Here is a 17,430-nt window from a genome sequence, read left to right on the forward strand (position 1 = left end):
GCCCGCTTCGTTTCGACCCGGGTCGTCCAGATACGGACTCGACGGTCCGCACCACCGAACGCGGTGCTTCGGCCATTCCGGAATTCGAGAAGCGAATCCGGGCGATCCCGAATCAAAGGGACCGCCGACAGCCCCTGATAGTGCGGCGATCACCCCACGCCCCCACACCGGCTCAACCACCGGTTTCGAGCGAAGCGAGACCGAGCACGCGCCGTTCGCGGCCACAAAGGGGCCGCGAACACCCAGCGCCGCAGGCGCTGGAGAAACAAACACAGTAGGCTCCCCTGCTGTGCCGGAGGGACAAGGAATACCGGAGATGACCGACACGAACAACGAGATGACGGGTGTGTCCGGTGTTCGGTGATCGAGCGCGCGGACTGGGATTGACCAGCCGCCCCGATTTCGCCCTGGTCGGCTTGCTGCGCATCCCGGAAGTGCAGACCAGCCCGTGGATTTCGCTGACCAGGCGGGTGCTGTTCGCCATCGCCTTGCTGTTCGGGGCCGCGCTGGTGGTGTATGTCGGGCGCGACGGTTACCACGACAACTCGGGAAACGAACTTTCGTTCCTGGACGCGTTCTACTACGCGACGGTGTCGCTGTCGACCACCGGATACGGCGACATCCACCCGGTGGCGCCCGAGGCGCGGTTGGCGAACATCGTCATCATCACCCCGCTGCGCATCCTGTTCCTGATCGTCCTGGTCGGAACCACCCTCGGGGTGCTGACCGAACGTTCCCGGCAGGCTTTCAAGATTCAGCGATGGAGGCACACAGTGCGCAATCACACCGTGGTCGTCGGATACGGCACGAAGGGACGGACCGCGATCGACGCCATGCTCGGCGACGGGGTGCAGCCCGCCGACATCGTCGTGGTCGACACCGACGTGGTCGCCTTGGAGGCGGCCGCGAACGCCGGGCTGGTCACGGTGCACGGCTCGGCCACCCAATCCGACGTGCTGCGACTGGCCGGTGTGCAGAACTCCGAGTCGGTGGTGGTCGCCACCAACCGCGACGACACCGCGGTGCTGGTCACGTTGACCGCCCGGGAATTGAACAAGACCGCCAAGATCGTGGTGGCGATCCGGGAGGCGGAGAACACCCACCTGGTGCGGCAGTCCGGCGCGAACTCGGTGGTGGTGTCCTCGGAGACCGCGGGCCGGTTGCTCGGCATCGCGACGACCACGCCCACCGTGGTGGAGATGATGGAAGATCTGCTCACGCCCGAGGAGGGCTTCGCCGTCGCCGAACGCGAGGTGGAGCCGTCCGAGATCGGTGGTTCGCCACGGCATCTCGGCGATATCGTCCTCGGTGTGGTGCGCGATGGCGTGCTGCACCGAGTGGGCGAGCCGGAAGTCGACGCGATCGACGCGGGCGACAAACTGCTGTACATCCGCCGATCGGGGAAATGACCCCGGCGCGGGCCGGGCGGTAGCTCGGGCGCGATAGTCTCGAATCGTGCCGGCATTTCAGCTCAATGGTGTTCCACTGCTGTCCCGCTCCGTAGTCGACCGGGCCGAGACGATCCGGGGTGACGCTCGGGCTCTGAAGGAGGGCTGGGGGAGCGCGAAACTCCTGCGGGTCAATCGGCGCGGGCAGGTGCGCTTCGACGAGGGTGTCCTGATCCTGGACGCCGCCCTCGAGCTGTCCGCCGAGCCGAACCCGGACGCGGTGCTCCTCGGCGTCGAGGACGGTGTTCACCTGTGGGCGGTGCGCGACGCGGAGCTGGAGGGCGCGCTGACCGATCTGCGCGCACTGGCCGGCGGCGCCATCGATGACCGCGCCGCCGGGCTGCTCTCCACCGCGATCGCCCTGCTGAACTGGCACGACAAGGCGGGATACAACGGTGCGGACGGCGCGGTGACCACCGTGTCCAAGGCCGGGTGGTCGCGCATCACCGAGAGCGGCTACGAAGAGTTCCCGCGCATCGATCCGGCGGTGATCTGCCTGATCCACGACGGCGGCGACCGGGTGCTGCTCGCGCGGCAGCAGAGCTGGCCGAAGTCGCTGTTCTCGCTGCTGGCCGGGTTCGTCGAGGCGGGCGAGTCGCTGGAACGCTGCGTCGAGCGCGAGATGCGCGAGGAAGTCGGCCTCGACGTGCGCGAGATCAGCTACCTGGGCAGCCAGCCGTGGCCGTTCCCGCGCTCGCTGATGCTCGGCTTCGCCGCGGTGGCCGATCCCGAGCAGCCGCTGGTCTTTTCCGACGGGGAGATCGCCGAAGCCAATTGGTTCACCCGTGCGCAGGTGCGCGAAGCGCTGGCGGTGGGCGACTGGTCGAAGCAGGGTGAGGGCGCCCAGCTGCTGCTGCCGGGCTCGATCTCCATCGCGCGCACCATCGTGGAATCCTGGGCCGCGATCGACTGAGCGCGCGCGGGCCGCTGCGGCCCGCGCGCGGCGGCTGATCAGGACAGGCCGGCCAGCACCTGCTTGACCGCCGCCAGCGACGGGTTCGTCGCGGTGGAGCCATCGGCGAACTTCACGGTCGGCACGACATGGTTGCCGCCGTTCACGCTCCCGACGAACTCGGCCGACGCCGGATCTTGCTCGATGTCGATCTCGACGTAGGTGATGCCCGCCTCGTCCAGCTGCTTCTTGAGCCTGCGGCAGTAGCCGCACCAGGTGGTCGAGTACATCGTCAGGGTGTGGTTCGCGTCAGTCACGGACACTGCAACGCCGGAGGACCGCTCACTGTTCCAACTCGAACCTGCTCGCCTTGCGCCACATTTAGTATGCGCGCATACTAAATGTATGAGGCAACCGACAGCGCCCACCGAGCGCGTGGGCAGGAGGAGCGCCGACGGGAATGCCCCGGCATCGGAGAGGTATGTGCCCGCCGGCGGCGGGAATCTCTTCGGATCGAGCGCGAGATACTGGCTGGCGGTCGTCTCCCGGGAACACGTCCGGCGCGGTGTCGAACTCGGCATAGCGCAAGCCGGTCACGGCAAGCGCGCGGCCGTGGAGCGCATGCGGCCGGGCGACGGGCTGGTCTATTACTCGCCGCGCGAGGGCATGCGCGCCGGAGCGCCGGTGCGCTCGTTCACCGCGATCGGCACGATCGATGACCGGCCCGCCTGGCAGGCCGCCCCACAGGACGGCGGCTGCTTCCGGCCGTGGCGCCGATCGATCAGCTACCGAGCGGGCGTGCGGGAGACTCCGATCGATGCGCTGCGCGACGAGTTGGAATTCACCAGCGTGCCGAACTGGGGAATGGTCCTGCGCCGCGGCCTGATAGAACTCAGCGCGCACGACTACGCACTGATCGCGCGGACTATGACCGACGAGTGAAGGATGCCGATGCACGAGGCGGGGGACGGGCGCCTGCGCTCCAGATTTCGCACGGCCGAGGAAAGCCCCGGCCTGTTGCTGTGGCAGGTGACCAACCGCTGGCAGGCCGCGCAGCGCGCGGCGCTCGCCCCGTTCGACCTGACCCACGTGCAATTCGTGCTGCTCGCCGCGCTGACCTATCTCGCCGCGGGCCACGCGGACCCGGTGCGGCAGCGTGACCTGGCCGAATACGCGGCCACCGATCCGATGATGACCTCCCAGGTGGTGCGCACGCTGGCACAGAAGGGCCTGCTCCAACGCCGCGACCACCCGCGCGATCGCCGGGCGAAGGCCCTGGTCGCCACCGAAGCCGGTGTGGCGCTGGTCAACCGGGCGATCGCAGCGGTCGAGGCGTGTGACGAGGAATACTTCGCCCCGCTGGGTGCGTCGGGCGGCGCCTTCGTCCGCTCGCTGCGCCTGCTGCGCGACCGCTGATCCGCGTAGCTTCCCGGACCCGCTCGGCATCGGCGCAGCCGTAACGACACGAGCAAGCCGGTCGCAGCGCCGGACCGTCCGCCAGCGCAGAACACGGCATCGAACTTGTCTCGAGTCCGGCACCGTTGCCCCCTGCGGATGCGTCGCCGAGTCCAGTACACGCTAGGTGCCGGTGGCATCGACGGCGTGCGGCTCGTGGCCGGACCCCCGGCGGCACGGTGGGTGTCGGTGGGCGCTGTCATGATGGACCCCGTGCCCGCTCTCGATCTCGCAGACCTCGACCCCGAGCAGGCCGCCGCCGTCCGCGCGCCGCGCGGTCCGGTATGTGTGCTCGCGGGCGCGGGTACCGGCAAGACCAGGACCATCACCTATCGCATCGCGCATCTGGTCGCGCAGGGGCACGTGAAGGCCGATCAGGTGCTCGCGGTGACGTTCACCGCGCGTGCGGCGGGGGAGTTGCGCACCCGCCTGCGTGCGCTCGGCCTCGGCGGCGAGGCCAACCAGGTGCAGGCGCGTACGTTCCACGCGGCGGCGCTGCGGCAATTGAAGTACTTCTGGCCGCAGATCGTCGGCGATGTCCCGTGGCGGCTGATCGATGCCAAGTTCCCGATCGTCGCGCAGGCGGCGCACCGGGCGGGGCTGTCCACGGCCACCGACAGCGTCCGCGACCTGCTCAGCGAGATCGAGTGGGCGAAGGCTTCGCTCATCGCGCCGGAGGACTATACGGCGGCGGTCGCGAAACGGCACCGTGAGACGCCCTATGACGCACTGCGCGTGGCCGAGGTCTACGCGGGCTACGAGAAGCTGAAGGCGACGCCCGACGGGTTGCTGCTGGACTTCGATGACTTGTTGCTGCATACGGCGGCCGCGCTGGAGGACTATCCGGCGGTGGCCGACGAATTCCGCGGCCGCTACCGCAGCTTCGTCGTGGACGAGTACCAGGACGTCACACCCCTGCAGCAGCGCGTGCTCGACGCGTGGCTCGGCGATCGCGACGACCTGACCGTCGTCGGTGACGCCAACCAGACGATCTACTCGTTCACCGGCGCCACACCGAGCTACCTGCTGGACTTCTCCCGTCGCTTCCCGGACGCCACCGTGGTGCGGCTGGAACGTGACTACCGCTCGACGCCGCAGGTGGTGTCGCTGGCCAATCGGGTGATCGGGGCGGCGCGCGGCCGCATCGCAGGCACCAGACTGCAATTGATCGGCCAGCGGGCCGACGGACCGGACCCCGCGTTCGCCGAATACGACGACGCGCCCGCCGAAGCCACGGCGGTGGCCAAGGCGATCGGCCGGCTCATCGAGGCGGGAACACCGGCCGCCGAGATCGCCGTGCTCTATCGGATCAACGCTCAATCCGAGAGCTACGAGCAGGCGCTCACCGAGCGCGGCATCCCGTACCAGGTCCGCGGCGGCGAGGGCTTCTTCGCGCGGGCGGAGGTCAGGCAGGCCGTGCAGGCGCTGCGGCAGGCCGCCGCCCGAGACGACCTGCCCGACCAGGCGCGCAGTGGCAACGCCCTGGTCTCGCTGGTACGCGCGGTGCTCGCTCCGGTCGGCCTGACCGCCACCGAGCCGGCGGGCGCCCAGGCGCGCGAACGCTGGTCCTCGCTGGTCGCCCTGGTGCGCCTGACCGAGGAATTGGTCGGCCACGACGACCGGCTGGACCTGACCGGGCTGTTACGCGAGCTCGCGACCCGTGCCGAGGCCAGGCACCCACCCACGGTGCAAGGGGTCACGCTGGCCTCACTGCATGCCGCGAAAGGCCTGGAGTGGGACGCGGTGTTCCTCGTCGGCCTGTCCGACGGCACGGTGCCGATCGCGCACGTCTTCGCCGACGACGGCTCGGTCGCCGACGAGGCGGCGCTCGAGGAGGAGCGGCGGCTGCTCTACGTGGGCGTCACCAGGGCGCGCGAGCATCTGCGGCTGTCCTGGGCGCTGGCCAGGAACGAAGGTGGCAGGCGCAATCGGCGGCGCTCCCGATTCCTCAACGGCCTGGTCCCCGACGACTCGCCCGCGTCGCGGATCGCGGCGCCGTCCTCCGTCGCCGCCGGTGGTGTCCGCCCGACCTGCCGGGTCTGCGCGAAACCGTTGATCGGCACCTACGCGACCATGCTCGGCCGCTGCCGTCGCTGCCCGGCCGAAATGGACGCGGAATTGCTTGCCGCACTGCGGGATTGGCGTGCGGAGAAGGCGGAGTCGCTGCGGGTGCGAGAGTTCGTGGTGTTCACCGACACCACGCTCACCGCGATCGCCGAACAACTGCCCGCCGACGACGCCGCGCTGGCCGCGATCGCGGGCATCGGCGCGAAGAAGATCGACCAGTTCGGCGCGGATGTGCTCGCGATCGTCGCGTCCCGACTTCGATCCACATCACAAAACCGCAGGTAGAAAATAGGTTGTGGCGCTGGGCGATCTTGCCTATGGTGGATTTCACGCACCGGGAGGGCATCTCGGCGCGCACAGTTACCGACACACACGAGTACAGGAGGGAGGCAGAGCAGTGGACAACATCATGAACTTCAGCGCCAACGGCGTTGCGGTCTATTCGCCCATGGCGGCCTCCCGGGGGATCCTCGCTTTGCAGGGGATCGGTCTGTCCGAAATCGGTGCGTTCGGCACGTCTTGCACGCAAGTGAATTCCGCTGCGATGCACGCGTCCGTCCGTACCGAGATTCAGGGCAAGCCCAGCGCGGGCTGGCACCCGGCGGCTGCCGAGGCAGCAGTCGGTGTCTTCGCGGATGAAGTCGGCTTCCAGCCGGCGGATCCGCGGGCAGCACGCCTCCGCACCGCACACCCAGCGACCGTGATCAGGACTCGACACAGATGTCGACCTAGGTAGGGAACTCCTCCCCGACCTCCTGGCCACGGATCGCACGACAGCGAAACCGTGGCCAGTATTCTCCGGCCCTTCAGCCGACCGGCACCGGTTTCGCACAACAAACGAACCGCTGCAAACAAGCTGAAGGAGAACGACGTGTTCACCGCACAGGGTTGGCCGCAGGCCACTACTGACGTGACATGCCGAACCGTGGCGTCGACTACCCGGACCCAGGAGATCACCAAGGTCCTGCCCTGCCGTGCTGGAGACCCCGACCTCTGGTTCGCCGAGAGCCCGGTCCAGTTGGAGCAGGCCAAGGCGCTGTGCGCGACCTGCCCGATCCGCAAGGGCTGCCTGAGCGCCGCCATGGATCGTCGTGAGCCATGGGGTGTTTGGGGCGGTGAGATCTTCGACCAGGGTGTCGTGATCGCCCGCAAGCGTCCCCGCGGTCGTCCGCGCAAGGTCGCGGTCCCGGCATGAGCCGGGGAGTGATGTCCCTCCCTCCGGTCGATGTGCTCGATTCGGTCGGTCCCGGCACGGGCCGAGCCAACGAACGAGAAAGCAGACCAGCCGCCCACCGTTTCAGGTGGGCGGCTGTGTTTGATTTGCAGCGCCTGCGGCGCTGCGTGTTCGCGGCCCCGGGAAGTCTCGCGGCCGAGCGACCGAGACTCGCGCCTACGGCGCATGCGCTTCGGTCACTCGGCCGCGAGACGGGCCGCGAACGGTGCTCGTAAGACTCGCACTCGGCGGGTTTCGAGTGGCGTGGACGTTCGTTTGCAGTTGAGCGGGACAGCCCGGGAGACCTACGCCTCGACCGAGCTGGGGAGTCTGCTCAGGAGGCCGTGCGCTCCTCGCTGAAGCCCGGCATCCAGGTGCGGACGAGTTGCATGAACGGCAGTTCGGCATCGAGCTGTGCCAGGATGCCGACGGAGCCGCCGAGCACGCGGAAGATCATCACGTATTCCGCCGGGAGTTGCAGGGCCCGTGCGGTTTTCATTTCCGGGCTGGAGAACTCCGATGCCTTGCCCGCCACGCGCTGCATCCATCGGCGGGTGAAGTGGAACGAGTCGGTCTGGATCGGGTCGGTGAACGGGCGCAGATAGTCGGCGATCTCCTGGTGGGTGACCACCCGGCCGGGGATCACCCAGCCGTGGTCGTAGAGCAGTTCGGTGAGTTCGGCGAAGCGCTCCTCGACCGCCAGGGCCAGCATCCGGCCCAGCACCGGCGGGAAGCCCTCCGGCATCGGTGCGCAGGCGCCGAAATCGATGACGGCGAGTTTGCCGTCGGGCAGCATCATGAAGTTGCCCGGGTGCGGGTCGGCGTGCAGCAGTCCGACCACCTCGGGGGAGGAGAAGTGGAACCGGCCCATCAGTCCCGCGACGCGATTGCGCAGCGCACGGGTGCCCTCCGGATCCTCGGCGCCCTGCTTGATGATCGTGGAGACGGCGATGCCGTCCAGCCACTCGGTGACGATCACCTTCGGTGCGCTGGCCACCACCTTCGGCACCACGATCTCGCCGTGCCCGTCGAAGCCCTTGGCGAAGCTGCGCTGGTTGGCCGCCTCGTTGCGGTAGTCCAGCTCCTCTTCGGTGCGCTCGGTGATCTCGGCGAGGATCGGCTTGACGTCCGCCCCGGGAATCACGGACGCGACCAGGCCGGACATGCGCGACAGTGTTTTGAGGTCGGCGCGCAGCGCCTCGTCGGCGCCGGGGTACTGCACTTTCACCGCGACGGTCCGGCCGTCCGCCCACACCGCCCGGTGCACCTGCCCGATGCTGGCGGACGCGGCCGGAGTGTCGTCGAACTCACTGAAGCGGCTGCGCCACTGGGTGCCGAGCTGCTGGTCGAGCACCCGGTGAACGGTGGCGGCCGGCATCGGCGGAGCGGCGGCCTGCAGCTTGGTGAGGGCCTCGCGATAGTGCTCGCCGAACTCTTCCGGGACGGCGGCCTCCATCACACTGAGCGCCTGCCCGAACTTCATCGCACCGCCCTTGAGCTCGCCGAGCACGGTGAACAGCTGCTCGGCGGCCCTTTGATTGAGCTGTGCGTTGATCTCGGACTTGTCGCCCCCGGCGAGCTTCTTACCGAACCCAACGGCGGCACGGCCGGCGATGCCGAGCGGAATCTTGGCCAACTTGGCGTTGCGGGACGAGCGACGGCGCACGATCTCTGACACGTACCCATCATGGCGGACGGACCAGCCCGCGGCCATGGCAATCTTGATCACCCCCGCGCCCCGGTGCCGAGTGCTGCGGAAACAGCCGCACACGCGCACGCGGGATGGCGGCCCCACGCGCGCCGATCGAGGACGTGTGAATCCAGATCCAGTTCCAGCGTCGCGTCGAGCGTGGCCGGGGTGCGCCGCGGTGAGCAGTCGATGACCGTCTCCAGTTCGCCGAGGGCCACCGCCGTGGTCGCGGCGATCCCGGCGGGAGAGGCGTGACCCACCCGGCCGAGCAGCTGCGCCGCGAGGTGCGGCCAGTCGGCGTCGTTCTGCGCGCGGATCAGGTCCGCGCAGCGCAGGCAGCTGGTGACGCCCGGCAGCACCAGCGGGCCGATCACGCCCTTGTTGTCTCGGATGCGCAGCTGCAGATGCGGGATGCGGTGCAGCAGCAGATCGTGCACCAGCCGTGGATCGGGCATCAGCGCGTCGGCGAGCACGACGAGATCCGACCCCCACGATCGCACCGTCGCCGCGCCGGACGGGTAGTCCCTGGACCGGCTCGGCCGCACGCCCAGCGCGCGCAGACCGGCCGACACGGCGTCCGACAGCGGGCCGAGGCCGTGCACCCGCACTGTCCGCACCTGCCCTGCCCGGTCCTCGGGATGGTCCAGCAACCCGGCTTCATCGACCAGGGTGAGCAAGGCCACGGCGCGCTCGGCGTCGATCCCGCACTCTCCGGCTCGCCAGATGATCTGCGGCTTGGTGCGCAGACCGTCGAGCAGGCGCAGGAAAGCGAGGACGGTCTCGGCGTCCATACCTTCCGGACCGAGCACCACCGCGGTCTCCGGATCACACCCGAGCTGCACGACACCGGTCGGGCGGACCAGAACGGTCACCCGCGGCCGCAATCGCGGACCGCGACACGTCGTTGTCATGTCATCAGTATGCGGACCGCGTGCTTCGGGATCGGGCCGAAATCCTCAGTTATCCACAGGGTTTCGCTTCATCCACAGGCAGGATCAGGCGGAAGCGCCGCCTTCCTTGCCCAGGTCCGGACCCGCGTCGTCATCCTTGCGCTCGCGCGCGGCCTGCTCCCGCGCCTCGGTTTCGGCCAGTTGCGTAAGCGGATCGTCGAACGCGGTGGTGCCGCCGCCGATCACCGAGTCGATGAAGCCCGCGGGGGAGTCCAGGTCGTCGGAATCCGGCAGCAGGTCGGGGTGCGCCCACACCCGGTCGCGGGCGGTCATGCCCGCGTCGCTGGTGAGCCTGCGCCACAGCGCCGCCGCCTCGCGCAGCTTGCGCGGCCGCAACTCCAGGCCGACCAGGGTCGCGAAGGTCTGCTCCGCGGGCCCGCCGGTGGCGCGGCGCCTGCGCAGCGTCTCGGCCAGGGCGCCCGCGCCGGGCAACCGGTCGCCGACGGCGTCGCCGACCACCACCTGTACCCAGCCCTCGATGAGCGCCAGCAGCGTTTCCAGACGTTCCAGCGCCTGCTTCTGCTCGGGCGTGGTCTGCGGTTCGAACGTGCCCTGCGCCAGGATCTCCTCGAGCTTCGCGGGATCGGCCAGCGACATCGGGTCGATGCCCTGCGCGGCCTGCTCCAGTGCGGAGAAGTCCATGCGGATGCCGCGCGCGTAGTCCTCGACCGCGCCGAGCACCTGCTGACGCAGCCACGGCACGTGCGCGAACAGTCGCTGGTGGGCCGCTTCCCGCGCGGCGAGGAACACCAGGATCTCGCTCTCCGACTGCTCCAGTCCCGCACTGAACTCCGAAATCGCCGCGGGCAGTAGCGCTGCGGTGCCGGTGGGCCCGAGCGGGAGGCCGATGTCGGTGGAGGTGAGCACCTCTTTGGCCAGTTGGCCGAGCGCCTGACCGAGCTGTGAACCGAACGCGAGGCCGCCCATCTGACCGAGCATGCCGACCATCGGCGCGGCGAACTGCCTGGCCTCCTCGGGCAGCGACGCGGTCCACATGCCCGAGATCTGTTGCGCCACCGGGTCGCACAGGCGCTGCCAGGTGGGCAGGGTCTGCTCGATCCAGTCGTTGGCGGTCCACGCGACCGTCTTGGTCGCGCCCGCAGGCAGGGTGGTCGCGCTGTCGAGCCAGAGTTCGGCGAGGTGCGCGGCGTCGGCCACCGCGCTCGCGGCGCCCGACGTCACCGGGGCGATGGTCGAGCCGAGTTGCTGACGGGCCAGCCGCTTGGCGACGTCGTAGTTCACCGGCCCGGCCTGCGCCGAGCCCGGTTGCCCCATGCCGCTGAGCATCTGGCCGAGCGAGGTCAGCATCTGCCCGAGTTGCGCCGGGTCGAATCCGCCCGCGCCGGACCCACCGATACCGAAACCGAACGGATCGTTCGGGCCGGGACCGCTCGGCTCGTCACCGCGCTTGCGATCGTCGTCGTCGCGGTTCGAGAATCCGAAGGGGTGGTCGTTCATGCCCTTCACGTTACGCGTGTAGCACAGCGTCTCGATGTTCGCGCGCCGCGAAACCGGCGGCGGCACGCCCGGGCGAAACGACCGCCTCCGGCGCTTCGCGACGCCGGGTATCACTACTGTGGTCCAGGTGAATCGTCGGATCCTCACCCTGGTGGCCGCCCTGATCCCGGTGCTCGTGCTCGGCGTCGTCGGCAGCGTCGTGACTGTGCCGTATGTCGCACTCGGTCCCGGCCCCACCTTCAACACCCTCGGCAAGGTGGACGGCAAGGAAGTGGTGGACGTCCGGGGAACCGAGGTCGATCCGACCACCGGGCATCTCAATATGACCACCGTCTCGGTGCGCGACGGGCTGAGCATCTTCGAGGCGTTCGGCTTCTGGGCCAGCGGCCAGCACGGCCTGGTGCCGCGCTCGGAGGTCTACCCGCCCGGCGTTTCGCGCGAGGAGATCGACAAGTCCAACCAGCAGGACTTCAAGGACTCCGAGGGCAACGCCGAGGTGGCCGCGCTGCACTACCTGAACCTGCCGACCGTCGTGCTGCTGCGCAAGGTGGCCGAGGACGGCCCCGCCCATGAGGCGCTGCGCGCGGGCGACGAGCTGATCAGCATCAACGGCACACCCGTGACGACGCCCAAGGACGTCATCACGGCGGTCTCCGGCCAAGCGCCCGGCAGCACGCTGACCGTGGTGTTCCGGCGCGAGAGCACCGAGCAGACGGCGACGATCGTCCTCGGCGCCCGCCCCGACGATCCCGCCAAGGGCTACCTCGGCGTGACGCCGGGCGAAGGGGCGCGGCCGCCGATGCAGGTCGCGTTCAACCTCGCCGACATCGGCGGCCCGTCGGCGGGCCTGATGTTCAGCCTGGCGCTGATCGACAAGCTCAGCCCGGGCGAGCTGGACGGCGGCAAGTTCGTGGCGGGCACCGGGACCATCGATCAGGACGGCAAGGTCGGTCCGATCGGCGGCATCCAGTACAAGATGATGGCCGCGCGGGAGGCCGGCGCGGAGACGTTCCTGGTGCCCGAGGCCAACTGCAACGAGGCCAAGCAGCGGATCCCGGACGGCCTGCGGCTGGTGCGGGTCGAGAACCTCACCGGCGCGGTGCAGTCGCTCAACGAGATCAACACCGGCAAGGAGCCGGTCAGCTGCGGGTGAGGCCGCACCCGAGCGCGCGGCGTGCGCGTCACTCGAGCGTGTGGTGCAGCGCTTCCACCAGGTTCGGCGCCAGGTTGGGGTAGGTGCGCAGGTCCAGGTCGCCGAAATCGTCGGCGTCGTCCTCGGGTCGCAGTTGCAGCAGGCACAGCGACGCGCCGCCGCGTAGCACCGCGGCGAACAACCGCGCCTCCCGGCGCTCCGGGTGCGCTTCGGCGGCGGCGCGCGCGGCCGCGTCGGCGGCCTCGTGATCGGCCAGCAGCGGAGCCAGCGCGTCGTCGAGCGTGGATTCGGCGTCCGGCGGAAGCACCACGATCTCCTGCACCAGCACACAACCCTGGACGGCGGGGGGCCAGCTGGTGGTGGCGAGGAATTCGTCCAGGGCGATCGAGCCGCCGGTGACGTCGTCGGGAAACGCCTCCTGGGCGACCGGCGTCAGCTCGTCGCCCTCGTCGAGCTGATCCTCGAGTTCCGGCTGCGCCGCCACCAGGTCGGCGGTGGGCACCAGCGCGAACATCTGCGGGGGACGACCCCACCCCTCCGCGTCGACGAATTCCGCCACCTCCCGGACGGAGCGGGCAAGGACGAGTTCGGCGTGCAGGTCTGGGGTCACGCGAACATCCAACCAAACCGCCGCGCGGGCCAGCCGGAAACCCGGGTGATCGGTTCCCCGGCGCGGCAAGCGCAACCCTGCCAGCTGCATGGTGTCCGATTTCCGTAGAGTGGGCCGGGACACGGTCCGGAAGGACCATCCGCAACATCGGACTGCGGCGCATCGGCCGGGCGTATCGGTGCGAGCGTCGCCGGACCTTGGAGAGTGGCATCGTGGGCATGCGGCCCCCCACCGGCTTACCTTCGCTGTCCCGACGCAGCCGTGTGCTGCTGGTGACGGCCATCGTCCTCGCGGCGTTGCTGCTGCTCGGGCCGCGGCTGACGGACGCCTACACGAATTGGCTGTGGTTCGGCGAAGTGGATTTCCGCAACGTGTACATCACGGTGCTACGGACCCGGGTCTTGCTGTTCGTGGCCGTGGCGGCCTTCGTCGGCCTGGTGGTCTGGCTGGCGCTGCTGCTGGCCTATCGGTCCCGGCCGGTGTTCGTGCCGGTGGCGGGCCCGAACGACCCGATCGCGCGCTACCGCACCACCGTGATGAGCAGGCTGCGGCTGTTCGGCGTGGGCATTCCGGTGCTGCTGGGCCTGTTGTCGGGCCTGGTGGCGCAGTCGAACTGGGTGACGGTGCAGCTGTTCCTCAACGGCGGATCGTTCGGCGAGAAGGACCCGGAGTTCGGCCTCGACGTCGGCTTCTACGCCTTCGACCTGCCCTTCTACCGCATGGTGCTGAACTGGCTGTTCGTCGCGGTGGTCATCGCGTTCTTCGCCAGCCTGGTCACCCACTACGTCTTCGGCGGACTGCGGCTGACCGGCCGCGAGGGCACACTGACCCGGCCCGCGCGTATCCAGCTGGCCGTGCTCGCCGGGCTTTTCGTGCTGCTCAAGGCGATCGCCTACTGGTTCGACCGGTACGAACTGCTCTCCAGCAGCCGCAAGGAACCCACCTTCACCGGCGGTTCGTTCACCGACATCAACGCGGTGCTGCCCGCCAAGCTCATCCTGCTGTCCATCGCGGTGATCTGCGCGCTCGCGTTCTTCGCCGGCATCGTGCTGCGCGATCTGCGGGTGCCCGCGATGGCCGCCGCACTGCTGGTGCTGTCCTCGATCCTGGTCGGCGCGGTGTGGCCGCTGGTGGTCGAACAGTTCTCCGTGCGTCCGAACGCCGCGGACAAGGAGAGCGAGTACATCGAACGCAATATCGCCGCGACCAGGCAGGCGTTCGGCATCACCAACGACAGGATCGAGTACAAGGACTACAAGGGCGAGAGCAGCAAGAGCCCGCTCGATGTCCCGGTGGACGCCGCGACCATCGGCAACGCCAGGCTGCTCGACCCGAACATCCTCTCGCCCACCTTCACCCAGCTGCGCCAGCTGAAGAACTTCTACGGCTTCCCGGAGTCGCTGGACATCGACCGCTACAACCTCGACGGTGACGTGCAGGACTACGTCGTCGCCGCCAGGGAGCTCTCGCCCGCGGCGCTGAGCGGCAACCAGACCGACTGGATCAACCGGCACACCGTCTACACCCACGGCAACGGTTTCGTCGCCGCTCCCGCCAACCGGGTGAACAAGCCGCCGTCCGAGGACCCGAACGCCGCCGGGGGCAGCGGCGACGGCGGATACCCGATCTTCATGGTGAGCGACCTGTTCACGCCCGCGGACAAGCAGCGGATCAGGGTCGACCAGCCTCGGGTGTACTTCGGCGAGCTGATCTCGCAGTGGGATCCGGACTACGCGATCGTCGGCGCGATGGACGGCCAGCGTCCGCGCGAGTACGACTCCGACGTCGCGCAGTACACCTACACCGGCAAGGGTGGCGTGCCGATCGGCAACTGGATCAACCGACTCGCCTTCGCGGCCAAGTACGCCGAGCGCAACATCTTGTTCTCCTCGGCCATCGCCGACGACTCCAAGATCATCTTCAACCGCAGCCCGCGGGAACGGGTGCAGAAGGTGGCGCCCTGGCTGACCACCGATGGAAACGCCTACCCCGCGGTGGTCGGCGGACGGATCGTCTGGATCGTGGACGCCTACACCACGCTGGACAACTACCCGTACGCGCAGTCCACCGCGCTGGAGGGCGTCGAGGACAGCATCGACAAGAAGACCGGCCGGCTGCTGCCGCGCAAGTCGGTCAGCTACATCCGCAACTCGGTCAAGGCGACGGTCGACGCGTACGACGGCACCGTCACCCTGTACGAGGTCGACTCGTCGGACCCGGTGCTGAAGGCGTGGCGCGGGGTGTTCCCGGGCGCGGTGAAGCCGGAGAGCGAGATCTCGCCGGAACTGCGGGCGCACTTCCGCTACCCGGAGGATCTGTTCAAGGTCCAGCGCGAAATGCTGTCCAAGTACCACGTGGACGATCCCCGGGAATTCTTCACCAACAACGCTTTCTGGTCGGTCCCCGCCGACCCGACCTCCGAGGGCGGGACCACCGCAAACCAGCCGCCGTATTACGTGCTGCTGGGCGACCAGAAAACGAACAAACCCTCGTTCAATCTGACCAGTGCCATGACTGGTTACAACCGGCCGTACCTCGCGGCGTATATCTCGGTGCGATCGGACCCGGATGGGTACGGGAAGTTCACGATTCGGCGATTGCCCACGGACACGCAGACATTGGGTCCGCAGCAGACGCAGAACCGGATGACGACCGCGCCCGAGGTGTCGCGCGAGAAAACGCTGCTGTCGAATTCGAACAAGATCAAATATGGCAATCTGCTGACGCTGCCGATCGCCGACGGCGGCATCCTGTACGTGGAGCCGTTCTACAACGAACGCAACACGGGGCCGAACACGGCGACCTTCCCGCAATTGCTGCGGGTGCTGGTCAGCTATCGAGACGAGGCGGGCAACGTCAAGGTGGGCTACGCCTCGACCTTGGCGGAGGCGCTGAACCAGGTCATCCCGGCCGCGGGCGCGCTGGCGACGCCGTCCGGCGGTGACTCGGGCACCAGGCCGAAGCCCGGCACCGCGCCGCCGCCTGCCGACCAGGGCAACAACGGCGTCAGCAACGCCGGAACCCCGCCGCCCGCGTCGGTCCCGCCGCCTGCCACGGGATCGTCCTCGGCCAAGGACGCGGCGGCGACCGAGCTGAACCGGAAGATCGAGAATGTCCGAAATGCCATGCGCAGCGGAAACTTCCAGGATTTCGGCCGAGCGCTCGATGAATTGGAAGCCGCCGTCAAGGCGTATCAGGACGCGGGTCGCTGAAATAGCGGTGCCGCCGCAATAACCACGACAACAAAAGACGCCGCCATCCTCGCGATGGCGGCGTCTTTCCGTTCGCGGCGCAGGGTGCGTCAGCGACCGAAGGAGTCGATCAGCGTGCTGTTCTGGTTGACGATCTGCTGGAACTGGCCTTCCAGGCCGTACCGCTCGGCCAGTTCGCCCGCGGCGGACTTGGCCTGCTCGACCACGGACTGCGCGGCGCTCACGGCGGGCTGGGCGGGTTCGGGCACCTCGGGGAGTTCCTCGGCCCGGACGAGCGGCTCGGGCTCGGAGGTGCCCTGGCGCAGGTACTTGCCGCACGACGGCCACGCGCCGGGGCCCTGGGTGGCGAGCACGTTCTCCGCCACGCGGATCTGCTCTTCCTTGCTCGCGGTGTGCGCGGAGCCCTTGCCGCCATTGGCGGCCCAGGTGCTCTGCGAGAACTGCAGGCCACCGTAGTAGCCGTTTCCGGTGTTGATTCCCCAGTTGCCACCGCTCTCGCACTGTGCGACGCCGTCCCAGTCGTGGGTCGCCGCGGAGGCCGACGCGGTGGAGAATGCGAACGGGACGGCAACAAGAGCGCCGGTGATGGCGGCGAGGCCGAAGGCGCGGGTGCTGATCTTCCGGTTCTCAGTCATGGTCGTTTCCCTCCCTGCGCCCGCCGGCACGGCGATCCAGCTGCCGTGTCCCTGTCCCCAGGTCGTCGGGGATCCTCGAACCGCGGGACAGGGTTGCCGGTGTTCGGCGGTTCGAGTTCGAGCCCGTCTCGGGTGATCCGGGCCGTGGAATGACGGTAACGAAGAAATCTCAGCAGATCACATCTGGATAACTCTGGAATTGCATGAAGCGAATAACCCGAATATCGACGTTTTTCCAGGTGGTAAACGCCATCAACACGCTGGACCGGCGGTAAGTTATCGCATCGTTATGTGAGTGAGATCACTACGAAATAGTGAAGTACGTCACGTTTGAAGTACTCGTTCCGTGGAGAATCTTGTGGGCGCGAGCGACATGTGCATCGTGTCCGCGGTTGCCGCCGCGCGATTCCGTGGGCCGCGATGTCCCCGCGCTTCGGTTCCACTGGTCTGTTCAACTCCCCGAAAGGGGGTTTGAACTGGCGATTTGCAGTCTTCCGGAACCCGTGTGTAATGTTGTGTTCACCGACGCGGGGTGGAGCAGCTCGGTAGCTCGCTGGGCTCATAACCCAGAGGTCGCAGGTTCAAATCCTGTCCCCGCTACAAAAGAACGGCCCGGAACCAAGAGGTTCCGGGCCGTTTCGGTCTGT

General features: G+C 68.5%; 15 protein-coding genes and 1 tRNA gene. 10 read left to right on the forward strand and 6 right to left on the reverse strand.

What is annotated here, in order from left to right:
• Positions 1-353: 353 nt before the first annotated feature.
• Both LTT66_RS20450 and nudC read left to right on the forward strand, forming a co-directional pair.
• Complete coding sequence (locus LTT66_RS20450) at positions 354-1,409, forward strand: potassium channel family protein (protein WP_233060174.1); 1,056 nt, start codon at positions 354-356, stop codon at positions 1,407-1,409.
• A gap of 46 nt (positions 1,410-1,455) precedes the next feature.
• Positions 1,456-2,361, forward strand: coding sequence for an NAD(+) diphosphatase (gene nudC, locus LTT66_RS20455; protein WP_233060175.1), 906 nt, complete (start codon positions 1,456-1,458; stop codon positions 2,359-2,361).
• A 38-nt stretch (positions 2,362-2,399) separates the two neighbouring features.
• Here nudC and LTT66_RS20460 read toward each other — a convergent pair whose 3' ends face one another.
• A complete protein-coding gene (locus tag LTT66_RS20460) occupies positions 2,400-2,630 on the reverse strand; it encodes a mycoredoxin (protein WP_086007524.1) in 231 nt (76 codons plus the stop codon).
• A gap of 115 nt (positions 2,631-2,745) precedes the next feature.
• On the opposite strand from LTT66_RS20460, the gene LTT66_RS20465 reads away from it, so the two are divergent.
• The 5 genes from LTT66_RS20465 (at position 2,746) to LTT66_RS20485 (ending at position 7,057) form a co-directional block, all read left to right on the forward strand.
• Positions 2,746-3,282 carry an EVE domain-containing protein gene (locus LTT66_RS20465; protein ID WP_233060176.1) on the forward strand — a complete coding sequence of 179 codons (537 nt, stop codon included), beginning with the start codon at positions 2,746-2,748 and terminating at the stop codon, positions 3,280-3,282.
• Positions 3,283-3,291: 9 nt separating this feature from the next.
• Entirely contained in the window at positions 3,292-3,756 is a 465-nt protein-coding gene (locus LTT66_RS20470; protein WP_233060177.1) for a MarR family winged helix-turn-helix transcriptional regulator, read from the forward strand.
• 240 nt (positions 3,757-3,996) lie between these two features.
• Positions 3,997-6,147 carry an ATP-dependent DNA helicase UvrD2 gene (locus LTT66_RS20475; RefSeq protein WP_233069344.1) on the forward strand — a complete coding sequence of 717 codons (2,151 nt, stop codon included), beginning with the start codon at positions 3,997-3,999 and terminating at the stop codon, positions 6,145-6,147.
• A gap of 112 nt (positions 6,148-6,259) precedes the next feature.
• Entirely contained in the window at positions 6,260-6,598 is a 339-nt protein-coding gene (locus LTT66_RS20480; RefSeq protein ID WP_233060178.1) for a hypothetical protein, read from the forward strand.
• A gap of 135 nt (positions 6,599-6,733) precedes the next feature.
• Entirely contained in the window at positions 6,734-7,057 is a 324-nt protein-coding gene (locus LTT66_RS20485) for a WhiB family transcriptional regulator (RefSeq protein ID WP_157106825.1), read from the forward strand.
• Positions 7,058-7,409: 352 nt separating this feature from the next.
• On the opposite strand, the gene LTT66_RS20490 is transcribed toward LTT66_RS20485, so the two are convergent.
• The 3 genes from LTT66_RS20490 to LTT66_RS20500 form a co-directional block, all read right to left on the reverse strand.
• Positions 7,410-8,789 (reverse strand): ABC1 kinase family protein, encoded by a 1,380-nt coding sequence (locus LTT66_RS20490; RefSeq protein WP_233069345.1) that lies wholly within the window; start codon positions 8,787-8,789, stop codon positions 7,410-7,412.
• An 11-nt stretch (positions 8,790-8,800) separates the two neighbouring features.
• Positions 8,801-9,676, reverse strand: a complete 876-nt coding sequence (locus LTT66_RS20495) for a hypothetical protein (RefSeq protein WP_233060179.1) — start codon at positions 9,674-9,676, stop codon at positions 8,801-8,803.
• 84 nt (positions 9,677-9,760) lie between these two features.
• On the reverse strand, positions 9,761-11,173 hold the full coding sequence (locus tag LTT66_RS20500) for a zinc-dependent metalloprotease (protein ID WP_233060180.1): 1,413 nt from the start codon (positions 11,171-11,173) through the stop codon (positions 9,761-9,763).
• 127 nt (positions 11,174-11,300) lie between these two features.
• On the opposite strand from LTT66_RS20500, the gene LTT66_RS20505 reads away from it, so the two are divergent.
• Positions 11,301-12,326, forward strand: a complete 1,026-nt coding sequence (locus tag LTT66_RS20505) for a YlbL family protein (protein WP_233060181.1) — start codon at positions 11,301-11,303, stop codon at positions 12,324-12,326.
• A 28-nt stretch (positions 12,327-12,354) separates the two neighbouring features.
• On the opposite strand, the gene LTT66_RS20510 is transcribed toward LTT66_RS20505, so the two are convergent.
• Positions 12,355-12,936, reverse strand: coding sequence for a PPA1309 family protein (locus LTT66_RS20510; protein WP_181719814.1), 582 nt, complete (start codon positions 12,934-12,936; stop codon positions 12,355-12,357).
• Positions 12,937-13,148: 212 nt separating this feature from the next.
• Between LTT66_RS20510 and LTT66_RS20515 the strand changes: the two genes are divergently transcribed.
• On the forward strand, positions 13,149-16,148 hold the full coding sequence (locus LTT66_RS20515; RefSeq protein WP_195096543.1) for a UPF0182 family protein: 3,000 nt from the start codon (positions 13,149-13,151) through the stop codon (positions 16,146-16,148).
• An 89-nt stretch (positions 16,149-16,237) separates the two neighbouring features.
• Here LTT66_RS20515 and LTT66_RS20520 read toward each other — a convergent pair whose 3' ends face one another.
• Positions 16,238-16,783 carry a transglycosylase family protein gene (locus tag LTT66_RS20520; RefSeq protein ID WP_195064823.1) on the reverse strand — a complete coding sequence of 182 codons (546 nt, stop codon included), beginning with the start codon at positions 16,781-16,783 and terminating at the stop codon, positions 16,238-16,240.
• Between the two features lie 526 nt (positions 16,784-17,309).
• On the opposite strand from LTT66_RS20520, the gene LTT66_RS20525 reads away from it, so the two are divergent.
• Positions 17,310-17,383 (forward strand) — tRNA-Met (locus tag LTT66_RS20525).
• The last annotated feature ends 47 nt before the right edge of the window (positions 17,384-17,430 follow it).

It is taken from the genome of Nocardia gipuzkoensis (assembly GCF_021183645.1).
In the GTDB taxonomy this organism is placed as follows: domain Bacteria; phylum Actinomycetota; class Actinomycetes; order Mycobacteriales; family Mycobacteriaceae; genus Nocardia; species Nocardia abscessus.